Raw genomic sequence first — 23059 nt, 5'->3', positions numbered from 1 at the left:
GTGCGTGGCCGATCACCTTGGACCGGGCCGGGCCAGTTCGCATCACGCCGGATCTGGCACATCACGCCGGGTCAGACCGGACCGGGCCGGGTCCGATTCAGGTCAGGTCGGGTCCGGGAGGCGGAGGGGCCTAGGCTCTTTCGTTTGGATCAGGCTGGATCTGGGAGCGCGGTCTGGTGATGGGGGCACCTCCCACGCCGTTCAGGCAGTGGGGGGAGCATCGCAAGGCGGAGGAGGGCGCCATGGCGGAGCCATGGCAACCGACGACAACGCGGCGGTGGGGGCACCTCCCGCTCGAGCGAAGCCGAGAGTGGGGGAATGGTGCCAGACCCCGCGAGCCCGGCATGATCCAAACGAGAGGCCCTAGCCGAGGGCGTCCCGCCGCTGGGCTGTTTCGGCTGACGGGGCCTCGCCGTGACGGCGAGGGCGTTCGCCGGCCGCCGCGGCGTGGGGGGCCGGTCCCACGGTCCCCCGCGCCCCTTCCGGCGGCTCCGCCAGCCGGGCCACCTCCGCCCGCAGCAGCCGCACCTCCTCGGTCAGCGCGACGATCGCCTCCCGCTGCCGCCGCTCCTCCACGTCGTCCTTCTCGAACCGCGAGATGAACCACGCGGCGATGTTCGCGGTCACGACACCCAGCAGCGCGATCCCCGACAGCATCAGTCCGACCGCGACCATCCGGCCGAGCCCGGTCGTCGGCGCGTGGTCCCCGTAGCCCACGGTCGTCATCGTCGTGAACGACCACCACACGGCGTCACCCAGTGTCCGGATGTTCCCGTGCGGCGACTCCCGTTCCACGGACAGCACCGCCAGCGAGCCGAACATCAGCAGCCCGATCACGGCGCCGACGACGTACGTGGTCAGCCGGATCTGCGGAGCCATCCGGGCTCGGCGGCCGACCAGCAGCAGCGTCGAGACCAGCCGCAGCAGCCGCAGCGGCTGGAGGACCGGCACCACGACCGCGCACAGGTCCAGCCAGTGCCGCCGGACGAACTCCCTGCGCCGCGGGGCGAGCGCCAGCCGGACCAGATAGTCGAGGGCGAACGCCCCCCACACCACCCACTCCACCGCCGTGCAGGCGGCGGTCACGGAGGGGCCGGCGGACGCGTTCACGATCGGCACGGCGTAGGCGACGGCGAAGGCCACCGCGAGCGCCAACAGCGGCCGCTGGGTGTGCCGCTCCCACCGCTCCTGCGCCGACTGTCGCTCCATGAGCACAATCGTAAAGAAACAGTAAGGCCAACGAAGAACCGAACACCCCACCCCGACCCGAGATGCCAACGCCGGCACCAAGCGCCCGAAGGGGCGCGGGGAACTGCGCGACCAGCCCAGACGGCCCCGCGGCTGACCACGACCCGCACCGTCCGGCAACTCCCGAGCCGAGATGCCAACGCCGGCGCCAAGCGCCCGAAGGGGCGCGGGGAACTGCGCGACCGGCCCAAACCGACCCGCGGCTGACCACGACCCGCACCGTCCGGCAACTCCCGAGCCGAGATGCCAACGCCGGCGCCAAGCGCCCGAAGGGGCGCGGGGAACTGCGCGACCAGCCCAAACCGACCCGCAGCTGACCACGACCCGCACGGACCCGCAGCTCCCCACGACCCGCACCGTCCCGCGCAGCTCCCCACGACCCAAACCGATCCGCAGCTCCCGGCCCAGTCGTCTCGCAGCTCCCCCCGGCCCCCGACCCAGTCGGCCCAAGCCGAGCGCAGCGGTTACGCGTCGCCGCCCGCCGCCCCCGGATCCGCCGCCGAGACGTCCAGCAGCTGGTACCGGTCGATGGCCTGCTTCAGCACCGACCGGTCGACCTTGCCCTCCCTCGCCAGCTCGGTCAGCACCGCGACCACGATCGACTGGGCGTCGATGTGGAAGAAGCGGCGCGCCGCGCCCCGGGTGTCGGCGAAGCCGAAGCCGTCGGCGCCGAGGGACTGGTACGTGCCGGGCACCCAGCGCGCGATCTGGTCCGGAACCGACCGCATCCAGTCGGACACGGCCACGAACGGACCCTCGGCCCCGCTGAGCTTGCGCGTCACGAACGGCACCCGCTGCTCCTCCTCCGGATGCAGCAGGTTGTGCTCCTCGCACTCCACGGCCTCGCGGCGCAGCTCGTTCCAGGAGGTCGCGGACCACACGTCCGCCTTGACGTTCCACTCCTCGCCGAGGATCTTCTGCGCCTCCAGCGCCCACGGCACCGCCACGCCCGACGCCATGATCTGCGCCGGGATCGAGCCGTCCGTGCCCTCGCCGATCCGGTGGACGCCCCTGACGATGCCCTCGACGTCCACGTTCGCCGGCTCGGCCGGGTGCCGGATGGGCTCGTTGTAGACGGTGAGGTAGTAGAAGACGTCCTCGCCGTGCGGGTGCTCGGCCGAGCTGCCGTACATCCGGCGCAGACCGTCCTGGACGATGTGCGCGATCTCGTAGGCGTACGCCGGGTCGTACGCGACGCACGCCGGGTTGGTGGACGCCAGCAGCTGCGAGTGGCCGTCGGCGTGCTGAAGTCCCTCGCCGGTCAGGGTCGTACGCCCGGCGGTCGCGCCCAGGACGAAACCGCGCGCCAGCTGATCCGCCATCTGCCAGAACTGGTCACCGGTGCGCTGGAAACCGAACATCGAATAGAAGACGTACACCGGGATCAGCGGCTCGCCGTGCGTGGCGTACGCCGAGCCCGCCGCGATCAGCGAGGCCGTGCAGCCCGCCTCGGAGATGCCGTCGTGCAGCATCTGCCCGGTCGGAGACTCCTTGTAGGCGAGCAGCAGCTCCCGGTCGACCGACTCGTACTGCTGGCCGAGCGGGTTGTAGATCTTCGCACTCGGGAAGAAGGAGTCCATGCCGAAGGTGCGGTACTCGTCCGGCGCGATCAGCACGAACCGCTTGCCGATCTCCTTGTCCCGCATGAGGTCCTTCAGAAGGCGCACAAAGGCCATCGTCGTCGCGATGGACTGCTGACCCGTGCCCTTCTTCACGGTCGCGTACGCCTTGTCGTCCGGCAGGGCGAGCGGCTGCGAGCGTACGACGCGCGTCGGGACGTAACCGCCGAGCCCCTTGCGGCGGTCGTGCATGTACTGGATCTCCTCGGTGTCCCGGCCGGGGTGGTAGTACGGCGGCGGGCCGGACTCCAGCTCCTTGTCGGAGATCGGCAGGTGCAGGCGGTCCCGGAAGCGCTTGAGGTCGTCGACCGTCAGCTTCTTCATCTGGTGCGTGGCGTTGCGGCCCTCGAAGTTCGGCCCCAGCGTCCAGCCCTTGATCGTCTTGGCCAGGATGACCGTCGGCTGGCCCTTGTGCTCCTTGGCCGCCTTGAACGCGGCGTAGATCTTGCGGTGGTCGTGACCGCCGCGGCCCAGGTGCAGGATCTGGTCGTCGGTCATGTTCTCGACCATCGCGCGCAGCCGGTGGTCGTCGCCGAAGAAATGCCGGCGGATGTAGTCGCCGGACTCGGTGGCGTACGTCTGGAACTGGCCGTCCGGGGTCGTGTTCATCTTGTTGACCAGCACGCCGTCGCGGTCCTGGGCGAGCAGCGGGTCCCAGGTGCGGTCCCAGACCAGCTTGATCACGTTCCAGCCGGCGCCCCGGAAGACCGACTCCAGCTCCTGGATGATCTTCCCGTTGCCGCGCACCGGGCCGTCCAGCCGCTGGAGGTTGCAGTTGACGACGAAGGTGAGGTTGTCCAGGCCCTCGCGCGCGGCGATGCTCAGCTGGCCGAGCGACTCCGGCTCGTCCATCTCGCCGTCCCCGAGGAACGCCCACACGTGCGATCCGGAGGTGTCCGCGATGCCGCGCGCCTGCATGTAGCGGTTCATCCGCGCCTGGTAGATCGCGCCGAGCGGGCCGAGGCCCATGGAGACGGTCGGGAACTCCCAGAAGTCCGGCATCGAGCGCGGGTGCGGGTAGCTGGACAGGGCGTTCGGGTACTTCGACTTCTCCTGGCGGAAGCCGTCCAGCTGCTCCTCGGTGAGCCGGTCGAGCAGGTAGGCGCGCGCGTAGATGCCGGGGGAGGCGTGGCCCTGGAAGAAGACCTGGTCGCCGCCGTCGCCCTCGTCCTTGCCGCGGAAGAAGTGGTTGAAGCCGACGTCGTACAGCGAGGCGGAGGAGGCGAAGGTGGCGATGTGGCCGCCGACGCCGATGCCCGGGCGCTGGGCGCGCGAGACCATCACGGCCGCGTTCCAGCGGGTCGCGTTCAGGATCCTGCGCTCGATCTCCTCGTTGCCGGGGAAGAACGGCTCACTCTTGGTGGGGATCGTGTTGACGTAGTCCGTGCTGCGCATCTCGGGCACGGCCACGCGCCTCTCGCGGGCCCGCTCGATCAGGCGCAGCATGAGATAGCGGGCCCGCTCCCGGCCGCGCTCGTCGACGGCGGCGTCGAGGGAGTCGAGCCACTCCTGGGTCTCTTCGGGATCGAAGTCAGGAACCTGACTCGGAAGGCCGCCAATGATGATCGGATTGCGATCGGATCCGGAAGCCACGCTGTTCCTTACCTGTCAGAGGGCCAGTTTTTTTGCACCTGCCTACACCGTTCCCCATCGTGTACCTCGGGAAGGCGTACGTCATCTCCATCGTCGTCCCCGCCGGTGCGCCACCGGTCAAAACGCAACGATACGCCCGGGGTGTGACGTGCATGGCAAAGTTGTTCGAGCGACGTAACACTGGATGATTCCGAACCGTGCAAACCGGGCACATCGGTGTGATGTGGGCTCCGGAAAAGCGCGATACGGTGCCAGGAGTTGCGGCGACACGGCCGGGATCATCACCGTTTCGACGGTCCCGACGGCCGGGTACTTGCGCGATCCGCCCCGTCCGTGTGGACTACGGCCAATGCTTCGCGCACGCGCGTGGCTGAGATATTCACCAAGACATGATCAGGAGGCAACCCGTGAGCGCGACCGCGGACCACGCGGAGGAGCGGACGAACCCTGCCGCCAGGCTGGGGTTCCAGCCCGGGCAGGTGGTCCAGGAGATCGGCTACGACGACGACGTCGACCAGGAGCTCCGCGAGGCCATCGAGGAAGCCGTCGAGGGCGACCTGATGGACGAGGACTACGACGACGTGGCCGACGCCGTCGTGCTCTGGTTCCGTGACGACGACGGCGACCTGACGGATGCGCTGGTGGATGCCACCACGTACATCGAAGAGGGCGGCGCGATCCTGCTCCTGACGCCGAAGACCGGCCGTTCGGGGTACGTGGAACCGAGCGACATCCAGGACGCCGTCACGACGGCCGGCCTGACGGCGTCCAAGAGCGTCAGCGTGGGCAAGGACTGGAGCGGCAGCCGGCTGGCGACGCCGAAGGCGGCCAAGTCCAAGAAGTGACCGCTTCGTCATCACCGGACGGGCCGGGATCACCCGGCCCGTCCGTCACTCCGCGGTGATCGCTGCGTAGGCTGGAGCCGGCTTTCTGCTCTGCTCTCATCCGAACGGCCCACCGAAGGGAAACACGACGATGGCGATCCAGGTCGGCGACAAGGCGCCCGACTTCGAGCTCAAGGACAACCACGGCCGGACCGTGAAGCTCTCCGACTTCCGCGGCGAGAAGAACGTGGTCCTGCTCTTCTACCCCTTCGCCTTCACCGGCGTGTGCACCGGCGAGCTGTGCGAGCTGCGCGACAACCTGCCGAAGTTCGCCGACCGCGACACCCAGCTGCTCGCGGTCTCCAACGACTCCATCCACACCCTGCGCGTCTTCGCCGAGCAGGAGGGCCTGGAGTACCCGCTGCTCAGCGACTTCTGGCCGCACGGCAACGTCTCGCGCGCGTACGGCGTCTTCGACGAGGACAAGGGCTGCGCCGTCCGGGGCACCTTCATCGTCGACAAGGAGGGCGTCGTGCGGTGGACCGTGGTCAACGGCCTGCCGGACGCCCGTGACCTCGGCGACTACGTGAAGGCGCTCGACACCCTGTGAGCCGGCCGGGGCCGACACCGGCGATTCACCGGCTCCAGGGTCTGCGGGGAGCGGGAACCCGTCACTAGGATCGGCTCGTTGATCCCATATCCGAAGCACGACGGGGCTTCCCGCCCCGGAACACCACATGGAGGACCCGTGGGAGTCAGCCTCAGCAAGGGCGGCAACGTATCGCTGACGAAGGAGGCCCCGGGCCTGACCGCCGTCATCGTCGGTCTCGGGTGGGACGTGCGCACCACGACCGGCACCGACTTCGACCTCGACGCCAGCGCGCTGCTGCTGAACAACTCCGGCAAGGTCGCGAGCGACCAGCACTTCGTCTTCTTCAACAACCTCAAGAGCCCCGACGGCTCGGTCGAGCACACCGGCGACAACATCACCGGTGAGGGCGAGGGCGACGACGAGCAGATCAAGGTCAACCTGGCCGGCGTCCCGGCCGACGTCGAGAAGATCGTCTTCCCGGTGTCGATCTACGACGCCGAGAACCGCCAGCAGTCCTTCGGCCAGGTCCGCAACGCGTTCATCCGCGTGGTGAACCAGGCGGGCGAGCAGGAGATCGCCCGCTACGACCTGAGCGAGGACGCCTCCACCGAGACCGCCATGGTCTTCGGCGAGCTGTACCGGCACGGGGCGGAGTGGAAGTTCCGCGCCATCGGCCAGGGCTACGCCTCCGGTCTGCGCGGTATCGCGCAGGACTTCGGCGTCAACGTCTGACGCGTCACGGCCCTCTAGTCCGGCGCCGCACCGTTTGGGGGCGGCGCCGGACGTGCAGGACAACCAAAGAAGCACCACCAGGGGAGGACCAGCATCATGGGCGTCACGCTCGCCAAGGGAGGCAACGTCTCCCTCTCCAAGGCCGCACCGAACCTCACCAACGTCCTGATCGGGCTCGGCTGGGACGCGCGCTCCACCACCGGCGCCCCCTTCGACCTGGACGCCAGCGCCCTGCTGTGCGGCGCCGGCAACCGGGTGCTGGGCGACGAGTGGTTCGTGTTCTACAACCAGCTCAAGAGCCCCGACGGCTCCGTGGAGCACACCGGTGACAACCTCACCGGTGAGGGCGAGGGTGACGACGAATCGATCCTGGTGGACCTCGCCAAGGTCCCGCCGCAGTGCGAGAAGATCATCTTCCCGGTCTCGATCCACATGGCGGACGAGCGCGGCCAGACCTTCGGCCAGGTCTCGAACGCCTTCATCCGCGTCGTCAACCAGGCCGACGGCCAGGAGCTGGCGCGCTACGACCTGAGCGAGGACGCCTCCACCGAGACCGCGATGATCTTCGGTGAGCTGTACCGGTACCAGGGCGAGTGGAAGTTCCGTGCAGTGGGTCAGGGGTACGCGTCGGGCTTGCGAGGCATCGCTCTAGACTTCGGAGTCAACGTTTCGTAAAGCCGAGTACGGCGCGGGGGAAACAGTCCCCCAGACTTCGTCTGGGAGGTACCCCCCAAACACGATGGGGTAGCCAGTGCTTCTCAAAACCTTCGGCTGGTCGTTCGCGGTCACCGCGCTCGGTCTGGTCGCGGCGGCGTTCTACGGGGGGTGGACCGCCTTCGGCGTCGTGGCGATCCTGGCCATCCTGGAGATCTCGCTGTCCTTCGACAACGCGGTGGTCAACGCCGGGATCCTGAAGAAGATGAATGCCTTCTGGCAGAAGATCTTCCTCACGGTCGGCGTCCTCATCGCCGTCTTCGGCATGCGACTGGTCTTCCCCGTCGTCATCGTCGCGATCAGCGCGAAGATGGGCCCGATCGAGGCCGTCGACCTCGCGCTCAACAACAAGGACCGCTACCAGGAACTGGTCACCGACGCCCACCCGGCGATCGCCGCCTTCGGCGGCATGTTCCTGTTGATGATCTTCCTCGACTTCATCTTCGAGGACCGGGACATCCAGTGGCTGCGCTGGATCGAGCGGCCCCTGGCCAAGCTCGGCAAGGTCGACATGCTGTCGGTCTGCATCGCCCTGATCGTCCTGCTCATCACCTCCTTCACCTTCGCCACCCACGCCCACCAGCACGGCGGCGCCCATGTGGACAAGGCCCAGACGGTCCTCATCGCCGGCATCGCCGGCCTGATCACGTACATGATCGTCGGCGGTCTCTCCGGCTACTTCGAGGACAAGCTGGAGGAAGAGGAGGAGCGCGAGCACGAGGAGGAGGAAGAGGCCGCCCGCAGCGGCAAGCAGAAGCCGGCGATCGTCCTGGCCGGCCAGGCCGCGTTCTTCATGTTCCTCTACCTGGAGGTCCTGGACGCGTCCTTCTCCTTCGACGGCGTGATCGGCGCCTTCGCCATCACCAACGACATCGTCCTGATGGCCCTCGGCCTCGGCATCGGCGCGATGTACGTCCGGTCGCTGACCGTGTACCTGGTCCGCCAGGGCACCCTCGACGACTACGTCTACCTCGAGCACGGCGCCCACTACGCCATCGGCGCCCTGGCCGTGATCCTCATGGTCACCATCCAGTACGAGATCCACGAGGTCATCACCGGTCTCGTCGGTGTCCTCCTGATCGCCTGGTCCTTCTTCTCCTCGGTCCGCCGCAACCGCGCGCTGGCCGCGTCCGGCGAGGGCACCGACGAGAAGGCCGAGGTCTCCTCCGGGGTGTGACACCCCGGCGGGTGAGGAACGCTCTGAGCGGGGCGGCCGACGCGGTCGGCCGCCCCGCCGGCGTCACAACGGGTTACTGGGGGCGGGAATGGGTTTCTTCGACGGGCTGCTGGGCGGGCGCGCCGCCGACTTCGACTCGGGCAACGCGTCGACCAACGCCATCGAGCTGACCAGGCGGCACCAGACGGTGTCCCTGACCAAGCAGGACGCGGCCACCGGTCACCTGCGCGTCAACCTCACCTGGCGGATGCGGACCTCCGACTTCGACGGAGCCCAGCGCACCAGCCTCTTCCGGCACCCCTTCAAGGCCCTGAAGCCGCCGGAGGTCCTCGGGCACGGCCAGAGCATGGTCAACGTCGACCTCGACCTCGGCTGCCTGTACGAGCTGACCGACGGCACGAAGGGCGTCGTACAGCCGCTCGGCGGCTACCTGGGGGACGTCAACGCACCGCCGTACATAAAACTCAGCGGCGACGACCGGTTCGGCTCGGCGTCGGGCGAGACGATGTACGTCAACCTCGACCACCGGGACGCCCTCAAGCGGATGCTGGTCTTCGTCTACATCTACGACCAGACCCCCGCCTTCGACCGTACCCACGCCATCGTCACCCTCTACCCGAGCAACGGACCCCGCATCGAGATAGGCCTGGACGAGCGCCACCCCCAGGCCCGCTCCTGCGCCGTGGTCATGATCGAGAACGTCAAGGACGAACTGATCGTCCGCCGCGAGGTGAAGTTCGTCTACGGCTTCCAGGGCGAACTGGACCGCCTCTACGGCTGGGGCCTTCAGTGGGGCCGGGGCTACAAGGCGAAGGCCGACCGCTAGGGCCTTCCGTCCGGATGGGGCCGTACCGATGCGCGGCCCCCGCAGCGTGGACGCGATCAGCCCGGACGACCCCCCGCCGCCGCACGGCCCCCGGTCCTCAGCCGGCGGGCGGCTCGACTACCGCCCGATGAACTGCGGCCCCTGCGGCGGCAGCCGGAAGTTCGGATCGGCACCCACCGGCACCTGCGCCGGCGGGGACTGGGGGTAGCCGTACGACGGCTGCGCGGAGGCCGGCTGCGGGTACCCGTACGCCGCCTGCGACGACGCCGGCTGCGGATAGCCGTACGCGGGCTGCTGCGCCGGCACCGCCGACGTCGGCTGCTCCGGAGGCAGCGGCAGGGACGCCGGCTCACCCGCGGCCCGGTCCTCCGCCGCCTCCGACTCGTCCACCGAGATGCCGAAGTCCGTGGCGAGCCCCTTCAGCCCGTTCGAGTAGCCCTCACCCAGCGCCCGGAACTTCCAGCCCTCCCCGCGCCGGTACAGCTCACCGCAGATCAGCGCCGTCTCCGCGCCCGTCTCCGGCTTGATGTCGAACCGGGCCAGCGGCTCCCCGTCGGCGGCCGCGTCGTACAGCAGGATCCCCAGGGCCGGCACCTGGTCGAAGGCGATCCCGTCCGCGGAGGCGACCAGCAGAATCCGGCCGACGCCCGGTTCGACGCCGGAGAGCTCTGTCTGGATCGTGTCGGTCAGCGTCTCGGCGATCCGCTTCTTGCCGAGCCGCCACACCTTCCCCGAGGGGTGCCGGGGCTGGTTGTAGAAGACGAAGTCCTCGTCGGAGCGCACACGGCCGTCAGAGCCCAGCAGCAGCGCCGACACGTCCACGTCCGGGACCCCCTGCCCGGGCGTCCAGCGCAGCACGGCGCGCACCGTGGTGGCCTCCAGCGGGACGTTCGACCCCTTCAGCATCGCGTGCGTCATGCGGTCATCCTGCCCTCTCGGTCCTGGTCACGACAATGCGGGGGGCTATGCGCCGACACGGGCGAGTCACCGGAAATTCATGCCCGCCGGGAACCCCCGACATGGATCCCTACGTACTATTACCGGCCACCCTTTACCGAACCCAGAGGCTCGGCTCGCATCTTGAGGGAGTCAAATGCGTCATTTCGGGCACATAGCCCCAGAGGTGCGACAGCGCCTCTTCCACCGGGAGCCGTGCGCGTTCACCGCCGACTCCCCGGCCCGGCTGCTCGCCGCGGCCCTGGGCGCCACGCTGTACAGCCCGGCCACCCGGCCCCGGCTCGCCGACGACATCCTCAAGCAGGCCGCGAGCGGCGTGGTCTCGATGGTGCTGTGCCTGGAGGACTCCATCGACGACGCGGACGTCGCGGCGGGCGAGGAGAACCTCGTCCGGCAGTTCGCCGACCTCGCCGCCCGGCCCGGCGCCCAGCCGCCGCTGCTGTTCATCCGGGTGCGCGCCCCCGAGCAGATCCCGGACCTGACCCACCGCCTCGGCCCGGCCGTGCGCCTGCTCTCCGGGTTCGTGCTGCCCAAGTTCACCGAAGAGCGCGGCACCCCCTTTTTGGACGCCCTGACCGCGGCCGAGAACGCCGGCGGCCGCCGGCTCTTCGCCATGCCGGTCCTGGAGTCGCCCGAGCTGCTCTACCGCGAGTCGCGCGTGGAGACCCTGGAAGGCATCTCCCGGGCCGTCGACAAGTACCGCGACCGGGTGCTGGCCCTCCGCCTCGGCGTCACCGACTTCTGCTCCTCCTACGGCCTGCGCCGCGCCCCGGACATGACCGCCTACGACGTCCAGATCGTCGCCTCGGTGATCGCCGACGTCGTGAACATGCTCGCCCGGGCCGACGGCACCGGCTTCACCGTCACCGGTCCGGTCTGGGAGTACTTCCGCGCGTCCGAGCGCATGTTCAAGCCACAGCTGAGGCAGAGCCCCTTCCTTGAGGTGCAGGCCGTCGAGCTGCGCGAGAGGCTCATCGAGCACGCCATGGACGGACTGCTCCGGGAGATCTCCCTCGACCAGGCCAACGGCCTGCTCGGCAAGACCTGCATCCACCCCTCCCACGTCCTGCCCGTGCACGCGCTCTCCGTGGTCAGCCACGAGGAGTTCAGCGACGCACAGGACATCCTGCGGCCGGAACGCGGCGGCGGGGGTGTACTCCGGTCGGCCTACACGAACAAGATGAACGAGGTGAAGCCGCACCGCGCCTGGGCCGAGCGGACCCTGCTGCGCGCCGAGGCGTTCGGCGTCGCCAAGGAGGACGTCGGCTTCGTGGAACTGCTCGCCGCCGGAATACCCGGCTGAACCTTTCGCCACCTCACCAAGGAACGCATGAACAACGCAGTGAACGACGGGGTCTGGTCCGGCACCTGGGTCGCCGAGCGGCTCGGGGTCGCACTCGTGGGCGACGACGGGCTGCCGGCCCTGCTCGGGCTGGCCCTGCGCCGCAACCCCAAGCGGGCCCACCTGCTGGTCTCGAACGTCCTCGGCAAGCACGTCCCCCAGTCGCCGTCCGTCGTCTACGACCACGGTCTGCGGCTGGGCCGCCGCGTCCGTGACCTGCTCGGCGACGCGGAGGCGGCCACCGCGGTCGTCCTCGGCTACGCGGAGACCGCGACCGGGCTGGGCCACGCGGTGGCCGACGGACTGGGTACGGCGCCGTACCTGCACTCCACCCGCCGGCCGGTGGCCGGGGTGGCCCCGGCGGGCGGCTTCGAGGAGTCGCATTCCCACGCCACGTCGCACCTGCTGCTCCCCGAGGACCCGCGGCTGCTGTCGGGCACCGGCCCGCTGGTTCTCGTCGACGACGAGTTCTCCACCGGCAACACCGTCCTGAACACCATCCGTGACCTGCACCAGCGCTATCCGCGACGGCGCTACGTGGTGGTCGCGCTGGTCGACATGCGTTCGCCCGAGGACACGGAACGCCTCCGGCGGTTCGCCGAGGGCCTCGGGGCACGGGTGGAGGTGATCGCCGCCGCCCGCGGGACCGTGACCCTGCCGGAGGGCGTCCTGGAGAAGGGCCAGGAGCTGGTCGCCCGGCACGAGTCCGCCGGCCCCGCCGCGGCCGGTCCGTCCGCCGGCCCCGCCGCGGCCGGTCCGTCCGCCGGCCCCGCCGCGGCCGGTCCCACGGCTCCGGGCGCCCCCGGGGAGCCGCCACGGCCGCACCGCGTCACCGAGGTCGACCTGCACTGGCCCCCCGGTCTCCCCGACGGCGGCCGGCACGGCTTCACGCCCGCCCACCGGGCCCGCCTGGAGGCCGCGCTGCCCGCCATGGCCGGCCGCATCTGCGAGGCCCTGCCCGACGGCGCCGGTCGCGTACTCGTCCTCGGCTTCGAGGAGCTGATGTACGCCCCGCTGCGCCTCGCCCACGAGCTGGAGCGGCTGACAGCGGCCGAGGTGCGCTTCTCCACCACCACTCGCTCGCCCGTCCTCGCGGTCGACGACCCCGGCTACGCTATCCGCAGCCGCCTGGTCTTCGCCGCCCACGACGACCCCGCCGACGGCCCCGGCGAGCGCTACGCCTACAACGTCGCCGGCGGCGGCTTCGACGCCGTGGTCGCCGTGGTCGACTCCGTCGCCGACACCCCCGCCCTGCACGCGCCCGACGGCCTGCTGGCCCGACTCGCCGCGCACGCCCCGCACGTCCTGCTCGCGGTCGTACCGTCGTACGTCCCGCACGCCCCCGAAAGGCCGGCCATGCTGCCCGAGCCCCTCCGCGGCCCCGCATTCTCCTCGTACGCACCGGAGGAGGTCGGCTGGCTGCTCCAGGACCTCTCCGCCGTCACCCTGGAGGCGCCGACCGAGGAGCGGGAGGAGGCCATCCAGAGCGGCGGCGCGCACTACGCCGAGTCGCTGCCGGTGGAGTACCAGCCCAGCGAGCAGTACCAGCGGCTGTTCCACGCGGCCCTCGACGCGTCGGCCGCCCGGATCGCCCGTGCCGTCGGCGTCGTGACCGAGACCGTCATCGCCGAGCGCTCGCCCCGCCCGGTGCTGGTCTCCCTGGCCCGCGCGGGCACCCCGGTCGGCATCCTCATGCGCCGCTGGGCCCGGTTCCGGCACGGACTGGACCTCCCGCACTACGCCGTCTCGATCGTGCGCGGCCGGGGCATCGACGCCAACGCGCTGCGCTGGCTCGCCGCCCACCACGACCCCCGGGACGTCGTCTTCGTCGACGGCTGGACCGGCAAGGGCGCCATCACCCGCGAACTCGCCCAAGCGGTGGAGGAGTTCGAGGCGAAGGAGGGCATCACCGGCTTCGACCCGGAGATCGCCGTCCTCGCCGACCCCGGCTCCTGCGTGCGCACCTACGGCACCCGCGAGGACTTCCTCATCCCCTCCGCCTGCCTGAACTCGACCGTCTCCGGCCTGATCTCGCGGACGGTCCTGCGCGCCGACCTCGTCGGCCCGGACGACTTCCACGGCGCCAAGTTCTACCGCGAACTCGCCGGCGCCGATGTCTCCGTGGCCTTCCTGGACGCCGTCTCCGCCCGCTTCCCCGAGGTGGCGGACACCGTCGAGGAGGCGGTGAAGGAGCTGCTGGCCGCCGACCGCACCCCGACCTGGGCGGGCTGGCGGGCGGTCGAGCGGATCAGCGAGGAGTACGGCATCCACGACGTGAACCTGGTCAAGCCCGGCGTCGGCGAGACCACCCGGGTGCTGCTGCGCCGGGTGCCGTGGAAGATCCTCGCCCGGGCGGGGGCCGGCGCCGACCTGGACCACGTGCGGCTGCTCGCCGAGCAGCGCGGCGTGCCGGTGGAGGAGGCCGGCGACCTGCCCTACACCTGCGTCGGGCTGATCCACCCCCGGTACACGCGGGGCGCCACGGGCGCCGACGGCAAGGCGGTGAAACTCTGATGCCGGTGCTGGTGGCGAGCGACCTCGACCGTACGCTCATCTACTCCTCGGCGGCCCTCGCGCTGACCATGCCGGACGCGCGGGCGCCCCGGCTGCTGTGCGTGGAGGTGCACGAGGCCAAGCCGCTCTCCTACATGACGGAGACCGCGGCCGGGCTGCTGGCCGACCTCGGCGACACGGCCGTCTTCGTGCCGACCACGACCCGGACGCGCAAGCAGTACCAGCGCATCAACCTGCCCGGCCCGCCGCCGAAGTACGCGATCTGCGCCAACGGCGGGCAGCTGCTGGTCGACGGGGTCACGGACGCCGGCTGGCACGCGGGCGTGCAGGCACGGCTCGCCGACGAGTGCGCGCCGCTGGCGGAGGTCCAGGAGCACCTGCTGCGCTCCGCCGACCCGGTGTGGGTGCGCAAGCACCGGGTCGCCGAGGACCTCTTCGCCTACCTGGTGGTCGAGCGCGAGCTGCTGCCCGCGGACTGGGTGAAGGAGCTGGCCGTGTGGGCGGAGAACCGCGGCTGGACGGTGTCCCTCCAGGGCCGCAAGATCTACGCCGTCCCGAAGCCGCTGACCAAGAGCGCGGCCGTCCGGGAGGTGGCGCGCCGCACCGGCGCGGAGCTGACCCTGGCCGCCGGGGACTCGCTGCTCGACGCGGACCTGCTGCTGGCGGCGGACCGGGGCTGGCGCCCCGGCCATGGCGAACTGGCCGACAGCGGCTGGGGCGCGCCGCGGATCGGCGCGCTGCCGGAGCGGGGCGTGCTGGCGGGGGAGCGCATCCTCAGGGAATTCCTGAGGGCGGCACGGGGGTCCACGGCAGGCTCCACGGCAGGGTCCACGGAAGTTGGCCAACATCCGTAGACCAACGGGTGCGGGCCAGCGGATGGGGGCCAACGCCCGTGGACCAACAGGTGTATACCAGCGCTCGTGGCGCTCGTGGGTCAACCCCCACAGGTGCAGGGGTGGGGCAACGGATGGAGGCCAACGGGCGTGGGCCAACGCCCGTAGACCAACACCTGTAGGCCAACGGGCGAAGGTCAACAACTGTGGAGCAAACCCGCACATCACCGGACGAAAGCCGACGGGCCCAGGTCAACACGCGTTGGCCAACGCCCGTCGGCTGCTCGGCGGGGGCAGGCTGCTCGGTGGGGGCGGGCTGCCCAGCCGCAGCAGCCTGCCGGCTGTAGCGGCCTGCCCAGCCGCAGCAGCCTGCCCGGCCTGCCCAGCCGTAGCGGTCCGCTCAGCCGCAGCAGCCTCCGCCGCAGCAGCCTCCGCCCCCGCCGGCCCGCGGGGCCGGCGCGGGGGCGTTCGACACGCCGCCCACAGACACCGTCGACAGCAGTTTCACCGTGTCGTCGTGGCCCGCGGGGCAGCTGGCGGGAGCGGCGGACTCCGCCATCGGACGGTTGAGTTCGAACGTGTCGCCGCAGGTCCGGCAGCGGTACTCGTAGCGAGGCATGTGCCCAGGTTAGCCGTCAAGGCCCGACCGGGGGCATCTCAATGTTTCATGAGTGTTGCTTTCTATCCGGCATATGTGCAGGGCATTCGAAAACGTTACTGATAATTTGTGAACGCCGTTGCGAGGATGCTCAGCTCACCCGCGCGAGCAAGACCTAGTGCGGAGGGAGACGCAGGCGTGACCGATGCGTCGCAGGGGGAGGACGGCCCCATGGGGGGTGGCCGTGGCGAGAAGCCATTGGACGCCGACGAGACGCTGCATCTGAGAGTCGAGGCTCTCAGGGCGGACGAGACGATGCAGTTGCGCGTTCCCGCGCCACCGGAGCCACCCGCTCCGGGCGGCGGCCGGGCGGAGCGCAGGCGCAGCACGCGCTCCGCCGGGCGGGGGGACGCCCCGGCCGCCGGCGCGGCCGCCGCCGCGGTCACGGGCGCGGTCGGCCGGTTGCTGGCCCCGCTGGCCCCGTACACGCGCCGAATAGCCCCCTACGCGCGCCGCCTGAAGCCGGTCTACCCGCGCCCCGGCCGCACCGGCTGGCGCCGCTGGATGCCCTCCTGGCGCCAGTGGATCGGCGCCGTCCTGACCTCGTTCGGACTGCTCGGCGCGTTCCTCGTCACCGCGTACGCGATGACGGACATACCGAGCAACCTGAACTCGTACGCGACCCAGCAGGACAACGTCTACTTCTGGTCGGACGGCACGCCCATGGCCCGCACGGGCTGGGTGCAGCGGCAGGCGATGCCGCTGAAGGACATCCCCCAGGACGTCCGCTGGGCGGTACTCGCCGCGGAGAACGAGAGCTTCTACTCGGACCCGGGCATATCCGCCAAGGGCATCACCCGGGCCGTGTTCCGCACTCTGGGGCAGGGGGACACCGAGGGTGGATCCACTATTACCCAGCAGTACGTGAAGAACGTTTATCTCACCCAGAACCAGACGATCAGCCGCAAATTCACCGAGGCCATGATCGCCCTCAAGCTCGACAACAAGATGAGCAAGGACGAGATCCTCGAGGGCTATCTGAACACCAGCTGGTTCGGCCGCGGCAGTTACGGCATCCAGCGCGCCGCGCAGGCCTACTACGGCAAGGACGTCAGCAAGCTCAACGCCTCCGAGGCGGCCATGCTCGCCTCGCTGCTCAAGGGCGCCGGCCTCTACGACCCCACCCTCGGCAAGGCCAACCACGCGCGGTCGGTGGAGCGCTGGTCCTGGATCCTCGACCGCATGGTCAAGATCGGCAAGCTGTCCCCGGAGGAACGGGCGAAGTACACGAAGTTCCCCGAACCGCTCAAGAGCAACCCGCTGTACAACACCGGTGCGCAGAGCGACTACCTGGTGGAGCTGGCGTCGCAGTACGCCAAGAAGGCCGGCCACCTGACGGACAAGCAGTTCGACCTGGGCGGCTACCAGATCTACACGACCTTCGACCGCAAGCGGGAGCGCACGCTCACCGACGCCGTCACCAAGGCCCGCAAGGACGCCAAGGCGGGCAATCCGGCGGCGGCGAAGAACGGGCACTACGGTGCAGCCTCGGTGGCCGCGGACGGCCGGATCCTCGCCGTCTACGGCGGCCCGGACCACCGCAAGCAGGGCTACAACGAGTCCAACGCGACCACGGTCCCGGCCGGCACCGCGTTCCTGCCGTTCGTCTACGCCGCCGGCCTCGAACACGGCGTGCACAAGACCCGCGGCGGACCCGCCACGCCGGTCACCCCCGACAGCGTCTACGACGGCGACGACGGCGTGCCCGTCACCACGCCCGAGGGCCCGTACTGGGACCGCAGCGGCAAGAAGGTCGCCGCGCACAACGACGGCGGGAAGTCGTACGGGGACATCACGCTGCGCGAGGCGCTCGCGAAGTCGGTCAACACGCCGTTCATGCAGCTCGGCATGGACGCCGGCCTGGACATGGTGCGCCAGACCGCCGAGGCGTCCGGACTGCTGTCCTCCAGCATGGGACCCCAGGTGCCCGCCCTGTCGCTGGGCAACTCCACGCCCAGCGCGATCCGGATGGCCAGCGGCTACGCCACCTTCGCCGCCGGCGGCAACCACACCGAGCCGTACTCGGTGCGCCGGATCACCCGCAACGGTTCCCCGATCGCCCTGGCCACCCCGCGCCCCAGACGCGCGGTCGGCGCCACGGTGGCCGAGCAGGTCACGGAGGCGCTCGGCGACTCCTTCCGCACGGCCCATCCCGACGCGGCGGCCGGCCGGTCCGGGGTGTCCGGTAAGGCCGGCGCCAACGACAAGGACACCGCCGCCTGGTACGTCGGGACGGCCGACTCCGTGTCCACCGCGATCGTCGTCTACCGGATCGACCTGGCCAAGTCCCTGGAGCCGCTGCCGCTCAAGGGCCTGGCCGGTACGTCCGCCAGCAGCGTCCCGTATGCCCTCTGGTCGGCCGCGACGGGTCTCGGCTGAGCCGTGACCCGTCCACCCTCCCTCCCGCAGAATGAGCCGCGCATGCCCCGCAAGATGTCGTCGTCGTCAGGCCGCCGCCGAGCCCCCCGCAGCCGCAGTACGCCCCGTGCCACCCGGCCACAGGTCCTGACGCTGGCCGCACTCCTCGTCGCGGCCTCGCTGGTGGCCGGGTTCCTGGCGCTGTCCGGCACGGACAGCAGCAGCACGCCGGCCGGTGCCGCGGGGAAGAAGCCCACGACCGCGCCGAAGGCCAGCCCGACCCCGGAGTGGGACGGCAAGACCAAGATCCTCGGCGACGGCTCCACCTCCTACACCGGGCCGCAGAAGGGGCAGTTGATACCGAAGCCACTCAAACCCGGTGAGAAGCCACCCCAGTTCGTGGTGTTCTCCTGGGACGGCGCGCTGGAGGGCAGCGACCACCTGTTCTCGCACTACCGGGAGCTGGCCAAGGAGTACAACGCCCACATGACCTTCTTCCTCACCGGCATCTACCTGCTGCCGAAGAGCAAGAAGGCCCTGTACCACGGCCCCATGCACTCCCCGGGCGACGCCGCGATCGACTACGCCACCGACGACCACATCCGCACCACGGTGGAGGAACTGGGCAAGGCGTACCAGGACGGCAACGAGATCGGCACCCACTTCAACGGCCACTTCTGCGGCGCCAAGGGCGGCGACGACTGGAGCGTGCAGGAGTGGAAGAGCGAGATCGACCAGTTCTACTCCTTCGTGGAGCACTGGAAGACCAACACCGGCTTCAAGGACGTCCCCGCGCTGCCCTTCGACTTCAAGAAGGAGGTCACCGGCGGCCGGGCGCCCTGCCTGGAGGGCCAGCCGAACCTGCTGAAGGCCATCAAGAGCTACGGCTGGCGCTACGACGCCAGTTCGCCCGGCGACTTCCAGATATGGCCGTCGAAGAAGAACGGCATCTGGGACTTCCCGCTTCAGATGCTGCCGTACGAGAGCGGCAAGTTCCAGGGCCTGTCCATGGACTTCAACTTCCTGTACAACCAGTCCGACGGGGAGACCCAGGGCGACGCCGCCAAGTTCCCCGAGTGGGAGCAGCAGACCGTCGACTCCTACATGGCCGGCTTCAACCGCGTCTACTACGGCAGCCGCGCCCCGCTGTTCGTCGGCAACCACTTCGAGGACTGGAACGGCGGCATCTACATGAAGTCCATCGACCAGGTGGTCAAGAACGTGTGCACCAAGGAGGGCGTGAAGTGCGTGTCCTTCAAGGAGCTAGCCGACTGGCTCGACGTGCAGAAGCCGGCGACCCTGGCCGCCCTGCGCACCCTCGACCCGGCCCAGTCGCCGGACTGGTCGGCGGTCGTCAAGTAACAAGTCAGCACGGCGGGTTCCACTTGTGCAACCCCCTTCACAACCGCCACTCCCGCCGTGCGAAGATGCCCCTCTCCCGGTATGTGTACCGGCGTAGAGGGGAACATCATTGAAATCAAGAAGACTGAGCCGTAAGCGGAGTCGTACCGCCATAATCACCGCCGCCGCTGCCTCGGTGGTCGCCGGTGTGGCCCTGGTGCCCAACTGGAGCGCCGGCGCGGCGGTGACCGACGACCCGACCGTGGACGCGGCGACCAAGGCGACCTTCCAGCGGCTGGCCGACGCGGTCTTCACCGACCGCACGCAGGCCCTGGTGAAGGGCGCCGACCAGGGGGACACCCGGCACACCTCCGGCTTCTCCGGCTCGGTGCGCCTGTCCGGCGGGCAGAACCAGGAGCAGAAGTCGGCGCTGGACGAGCTGCGCAGCCGCCGGGGCCGGCTCGCCCGACTGGGTGAGGCGTACCGCGCGGGCAGCACCAAGGTCACGCTCGACGCGACCCAGGTGAAGGGCCGGCACGCCAAGGTCGCCGTCACGGAGACCACGTCGCTGACCTACGACAAGGCGGGCGCCAAGAGCCCGAAGTCGACCGGCTTCACCGCTCACCACGAGCTGACCTTCACGGCGGACCGGCACGGCAACTGGCAGCTCACCGGCATCCAGGACACCGACCAGGGCTACCTCGCGGTGAACCAGGTCGCCAAGCCCGAGGTCGCCAAGGTGCGGACCACCGCCGACGACGGCCCGCCGAGCGCGGCCCGCTCGGCCACCACCTGGCCCGCGCCGGCCAACCGGAAGAACCTCACGGGGACCGGGTACGACTACAAGGCCATGGTGTCGTACGCGGCGAAGTACTGGAACCAGTACAACCCGGACTACCCCGACTTCAACGGTGCGGGAGCCGGCGGCGACTGCACCAACTTCGTCAGCCAGGCCCTGAAGGCCGGCGGCTGGAAGCACGTGCCGGGGTACACGAACGACTTCCACAAGTGGTTCGGCAACTCCGAGATCCAGTCGGACTCGTTCATCGGTGTCAACGAGTTCTCCTGGTTCGCCCTGTCCTCGAAGCGGGCCACCAGCCTCGCCAACGTCTACCAGCTGGACATCGGCGACGTGCTCCAGATGGACTTCAACCGGGACGGGTCGAAGGACCACTCGATGATCGTCACGTACCGTGACAGCCGGGGCGTGCCGTACGTCAGCTACCACTCGACCAACACCTACAACAGGTCGGTGGCCAGCCTCGTCGCCTCGTACCCGACCGCGGCGTTCTACGCCTACCGGACCTGATCCGGGGGCGGGCCCTGCCGCTCCTGTCCCTCCCGCAGTTCGTGCCGCGTCCGCTGCCCGGACGGGGAGGGCTCCGGGTGGCGGGCCCGCCAGTACGGGTTGTCGTGCGGCAGCGCCGAGCCGACCCGGCCGTACATGCCGAAGGTCATCAGCAGCAGACCCACGATGAAGCTGAAGAACACGTTCTGGATCTTGAACGCCAGGAAGTTGCTGTCCGTGTCCAGCAGGCCGAGGAACAGGAAGCCGTTCAGCAGGAACAGCACGCCGAGGATCATGTTCAGCGTCGAGGCGAAGTTCCCGCCGATCGCCATCCCGACCAGCAGCAGCGCGCCGATGCAGATCGACAGCACGCTGAGCGCGCCGTTGGAGTTCAGCCCGGCGACGGTGTTGCCACCGGTGTCGAAGAGGCCGATGTGGTTGATCAGGCCGAGGATGCCGAAGGCGACCAGGAAGCCGCCGATCAGGCCCGCACCGATCCGGTAGACCGTGTTGAGCCGGTGGTCGACCGGCAGGTGGTCGTCCAGCCGCGTGCGGCGGCGTTCCCCGGCGTTCCTCGTGTGCACCGTGTGTGTGGCCATGTCCGCCTCCTCGGGCGCTAGCGGAGGCCGTCCGTCCCATCAATATCCGCCTGCCCCGGCCCACCGGCAACACGCACGGATCAGTGGCCGGCGCCGCGCTCCTCGCGGATCTGCGCCACCACCCGTGCCACCGCCTGCCGCACCCCTTCCGTCTCGGTCAGGAAGTGCCAGTAGTCCGGATGCCGTCCCTCCAGCGTGTCGAGCGCCCGCTCCAGCCGGGCCACCGCGTCGTCCAGCGGCCGGGCGTGCCGCGGATCGGGGGTCGTACGGCCGGTCATGGCCAGCCGCTGCGCGTCCCGGATCGCGAACCGGGTCCGCTCGATCTCCGTATGCGGGTCCTTCTGTACCGCGTTCAGCCTGGTCAGCCGGTCGCCGGCGGCCGAAACGGCATCGTCGGTGGCGTTCAGCAGCGCCCGTACGGTCGACAGCAGCGAGGTGGCGTCCGGCCATCGCTGGGCGTCCCGCGCCGCCTGTGCCTCCCGGAGCTTCAGCTCGGCCTGCCGCACGTTCTCCGCGGCCAGTGCGGGCACCTGCTGGAGGTCCTGCCAGCAGGCGGCGGCGAACCGGCGCCGCAGCTCGCTGAGCACCGGATCCACCTGTCCGGCCCGGGTGGTCAGCGCCTGCGCCCTGGTCCGCAGGGACACCAGCCGGTGATCGATCTCGGCGGCCCGCTCCGGCAGCCGCTCGGCCTCGGCCCGGATCGCCCCGGCCTCCCGCTGCACCCGCTCGGCCCGCTCCAGCGTCGCCTGCACCCCGTCCTGCCCGGCGCCCTGGTTCAGCTTGGTCAGCTCCGGGGACAGGGCCGCCAGCCGCGCGGCCGGCTCGTCGGCCCGCAGGTTGCTCTCCCGCACGGCGTCCAGGGCGTTGCTCGCGGCCAGCAGCGACTGCCGGGCCCGCTCCACCGCGGGAGCCAGCCGGGCCAGCTGGGTCTCCGCCTTGCCGAGCAGCGGCCCGAGCGAGCCGCCGAACCGGTCCAGTTCCTGCCGGACCCGGAGCAGTTCGTCCTTGGCCGCGGTCAGTTCGGCGCGGGCCCTGGAGGCCGCGCCGGCCTCCAGGTCGACCCGGTCCAGATCATGGGCGTCCACGGCCTGGATGTACTGCCGGCTGACCTCGTCGATCCGGTGCCCGAGCGCCTCGAAGTCCAAGACGGCGCGGCGGGCGGCGGGGGAGTCGTCCACGGCCGAGATGGTCTCGATCGAGATCCGCAGATCCCGCTGGGCGGTGTCGAGTTCGTAGAACGCGGCCGCGGCGGCGTCCTTCGCGGCCTGTGCCTCGGCCCGCTGGCTCTCCGCCCGGCCGCCGAACCAGCGCCGGGTGCCGCCGCCGGCGAACGCGGCGGCCAGCACCGGCGCGGCCAGCACCGGCAGGATCAGCAGGGCGAGCGTGTCACCCCGGGCGGAGCGGCGGCGCCGGGCCCGGAGGGCGGACGACGGCGGGTACGGCGGTGTCGCTGGCGTGCCCGGTGTGGCCGTCACATCCCTCTCCCGTGCTGTGGTTCGCCCTGGGTGCTGTCATTCTCCCACCCGTTGAAGACGAACACACGGGCCGGTCAGTTCGCCGTCCGCACCGTGACTTTGCCGTCCGGGGCGTGCACCGGCACCCGGTGCGGACCGCCGTCGTCGCGGAGTGGGGAGACGGCCTCCGCGGCGGCCCCCGAGGTGCGGCGAAGACGGTTTGCGGTGCGGCGAAGACGGTTTGCGGTGCAGCCCACCGGGCAATGTAGGCTGTCGACCTGTCCCGGGTGCGTAGCTCAGGGGTAGAGCGCCTGCCTTACAAGCAGGATGTCGGCGGTTCGAAACCGTCCGCGCCCACACATCCGGCCCCTCGGAAGTCTCCGAGGGGCC

Annotated in this window: 18 protein-coding genes and 1 tRNA gene; 13 read left to right on the top strand and 6 right to left on the bottom strand. The window is 70.3% G+C overall.

Going from position 1 to position 23059, the window contains the following annotated elements; translation table 11 throughout:
- Positions 1-363 precede the first annotated feature (363 nt).
- Both JK361_RS09000 and aceE read right to left on the bottom strand, forming a co-directional pair.
- Positions 364-1209 carry a potassium channel family protein gene (locus JK361_RS09000; protein ID WP_201815188.1) on the bottom strand — a complete coding sequence of 282 codons (846 nt, stop codon included), beginning with the start codon at positions 1207-1209 and terminating at the stop codon, positions 364-366.
- 503 nt (positions 1210-1712) lie between these two features.
- Positions 1713-4460 carry a pyruvate dehydrogenase (acetyl-transferring), homodimeric type gene (gene aceE, locus JK361_RS08995; protein ID WP_201815187.1) on the bottom strand — a complete coding sequence of 916 codons (2748 nt, stop codon included), beginning with the start codon at positions 4458-4460 and terminating at the stop codon, positions 1713-1715.
- Between the two features lie 407 nt (positions 4461-4867).
- On the opposite strand from aceE, the gene JK361_RS08990 reads away from it, so the two are divergent.
- The 6 genes from JK361_RS08990 (at position 4868) to JK361_RS08965 (ending at position 9325) form a co-directional block, all read left to right on the top strand.
- Positions 4868-5305, top strand: coding sequence for a DUF3052 domain-containing protein (locus tag JK361_RS08990; RefSeq protein WP_184960750.1), 438 nt, complete (start codon positions 4868-4870; stop codon positions 5303-5305).
- Positions 5306-5435: 130 nt separating this feature from the next.
- A complete protein-coding gene (locus JK361_RS08985) occupies positions 5436-5894 on the top strand; it encodes a peroxiredoxin (protein ID WP_201815186.1) in 459 nt (152 codons plus the stop codon).
- Positions 5895-6032: 138 nt separating this feature from the next.
- A complete protein-coding gene (locus JK361_RS08980; protein ID WP_201815185.1) occupies positions 6033-6608 on the top strand; it encodes a calcium homeostasis/redox stress adaptation protein in 576 nt (191 codons plus the stop codon).
- 96 nt (positions 6609-6704) lie between these two features.
- Positions 6705-7283, top strand: coding sequence for a TerD family protein (locus JK361_RS08975; RefSeq protein ID WP_201815184.1), 579 nt, complete (start codon positions 6705-6707; stop codon positions 7281-7283).
- A gap of 76 nt (positions 7284-7359) precedes the next feature.
- Positions 7360-8499: a DUF475 domain-containing protein gene (locus JK361_RS08970; protein ID WP_201815183.1), complete on the top strand. Its 1140-nt coding sequence runs from the start codon at positions 7360-7362 to the stop codon at positions 8497-8499.
- Between the two features lie 88 nt (positions 8500-8587).
- Positions 8588-9325 (top strand): TerD family protein, encoded by a 738-nt coding sequence (locus tag JK361_RS08965; protein ID WP_201815182.1) that lies wholly within the window; start codon positions 8588-8590, stop codon positions 9323-9325.
- Positions 9326-9442: 117 nt separating this feature from the next.
- Here JK361_RS08965 and JK361_RS08960 read toward each other — a convergent pair whose 3' ends face one another.
- The gene (locus tag JK361_RS08960; RefSeq protein ID WP_201815181.1) at positions 9443-10243 is read right to left on the bottom strand and encodes a TerD family protein; all 801 of its coding nucleotides are present in this window, start codon (positions 10241-10243) and stop codon (positions 9443-9445) included.
- 175 nt (positions 10244-10418) lie between these two features.
- On the opposite strand from JK361_RS08960, the gene JK361_RS08955 reads away from it, so the two are divergent.
- From JK361_RS08955 to JK361_RS08945, 3 genes are read left to right on the top strand one after another with little or no spacing between them, the layout of a single operon-like run.
- The gene (locus JK361_RS08955) at positions 10419-11585 is read left to right on the top strand and encodes an HpcH/HpaI aldolase/citrate lyase family protein (protein ID WP_201815180.1); all 1167 of its coding nucleotides are present in this window, start codon (positions 10419-10421) and stop codon (positions 11583-11585) included.
- A 27-nt stretch (positions 11586-11612) separates the two neighbouring features.
- Entirely contained in the window at positions 11613-14138 is a 2526-nt protein-coding gene (locus tag JK361_RS08950; protein WP_201815179.1) for a phosphoribosyltransferase, read from the top strand.
- The gene (locus JK361_RS08945) at positions 14138-14992 is read left to right on the top strand and encodes an HAD family hydrolase (protein ID WP_201815178.1); all 855 of its coding nucleotides are present in this window, start codon (positions 14138-14140) and stop codon (positions 14990-14992) included. Before JK361_RS08950 ends, JK361_RS08945 begins: the two co-directional genes overlap by 1 nt.
- A 379-nt stretch (positions 14993-15371) precedes the next feature.
- Here JK361_RS08945 and JK361_RS08940 read toward each other — a convergent pair whose 3' ends face one another.
- Positions 15372-15590 (bottom strand): FmdB family zinc ribbon protein, encoded by a 219-nt coding sequence (locus JK361_RS08940; RefSeq protein WP_201815177.1) that lies wholly within the window; start codon positions 15588-15590, stop codon positions 15372-15374.
- A gap of 210 nt (positions 15591-15800) precedes the next feature.
- On the opposite strand from JK361_RS08940, the gene JK361_RS08935 reads away from it, so the two are divergent.
- From JK361_RS08935 to JK361_RS08925, 3 genes are all read left to right on the top strand, one after another.
- The gene (locus tag JK361_RS08935) at positions 15801-18008 is read left to right on the top strand and encodes a transglycosylase domain-containing protein (protein ID WP_201816012.1); all 2208 of its coding nucleotides are present in this window, start codon (positions 15801-15803) and stop codon (positions 18006-18008) included.
- A gap of 42 nt (positions 18009-18050) precedes the next feature.
- A complete protein-coding gene (locus JK361_RS08930) occupies positions 18051-19349 on the top strand; it encodes a polysaccharide deacetylase family protein (RefSeq protein ID WP_372448697.1) in 1299 nt (432 codons plus the stop codon).
- Positions 19350-19524: 175 nt separating this feature from the next.
- Positions 19525-20637 carry an amidase domain-containing protein gene (locus tag JK361_RS08925; protein ID WP_307787227.1) on the top strand — a complete coding sequence of 371 codons (1113 nt, stop codon included), beginning with the start codon at positions 19525-19527 and terminating at the stop codon, positions 20635-20637.
- Here JK361_RS08925 and JK361_RS08920 read toward each other — a convergent pair.
- Both JK361_RS08920 and JK361_RS08915 read right to left on the bottom strand, forming a co-directional pair.
- Positions 20625-21215: a DUF4383 domain-containing protein gene (locus JK361_RS08920; protein WP_201815175.1), complete on the bottom strand. Its 591-nt coding sequence runs from the start codon at positions 21213-21215 to the stop codon at positions 20625-20627. The genes JK361_RS08925 and JK361_RS08920 overlap by 13 nt on opposite strands.
- Positions 21216-21295: 80 nt before the next feature.
- On the bottom strand, positions 21296-22690 hold the full coding sequence (locus JK361_RS08915; RefSeq protein WP_201815174.1) for a coiled-coil domain-containing protein: 1395 nt from the start codon (positions 22688-22690) through the stop codon (positions 21296-21298).
- Between the two features lie 264 nt (positions 22691-22954).
- On the opposite strand from JK361_RS08915, the gene JK361_RS08910 reads away from it, so the two are divergent.
- A tRNA-Val gene (locus JK361_RS08910) sits at positions 22955-23026 on the top strand.
- Positions 23027-23059: the final 33 nt, after the last annotated feature.

This window comes from Streptomyces musisoli, assembly GCF_016741855.1.
Classification (GTDB): Bacteria; Actinomycetota; Actinomycetes; order Streptomycetales; family Streptomycetaceae; genus Streptomyces; species Streptomyces musisoli.
The sequence above is the reverse complement of the archived record's forward strand: the minus strand, read 5'-3'. Positions and strand labels throughout refer to the sequence as shown.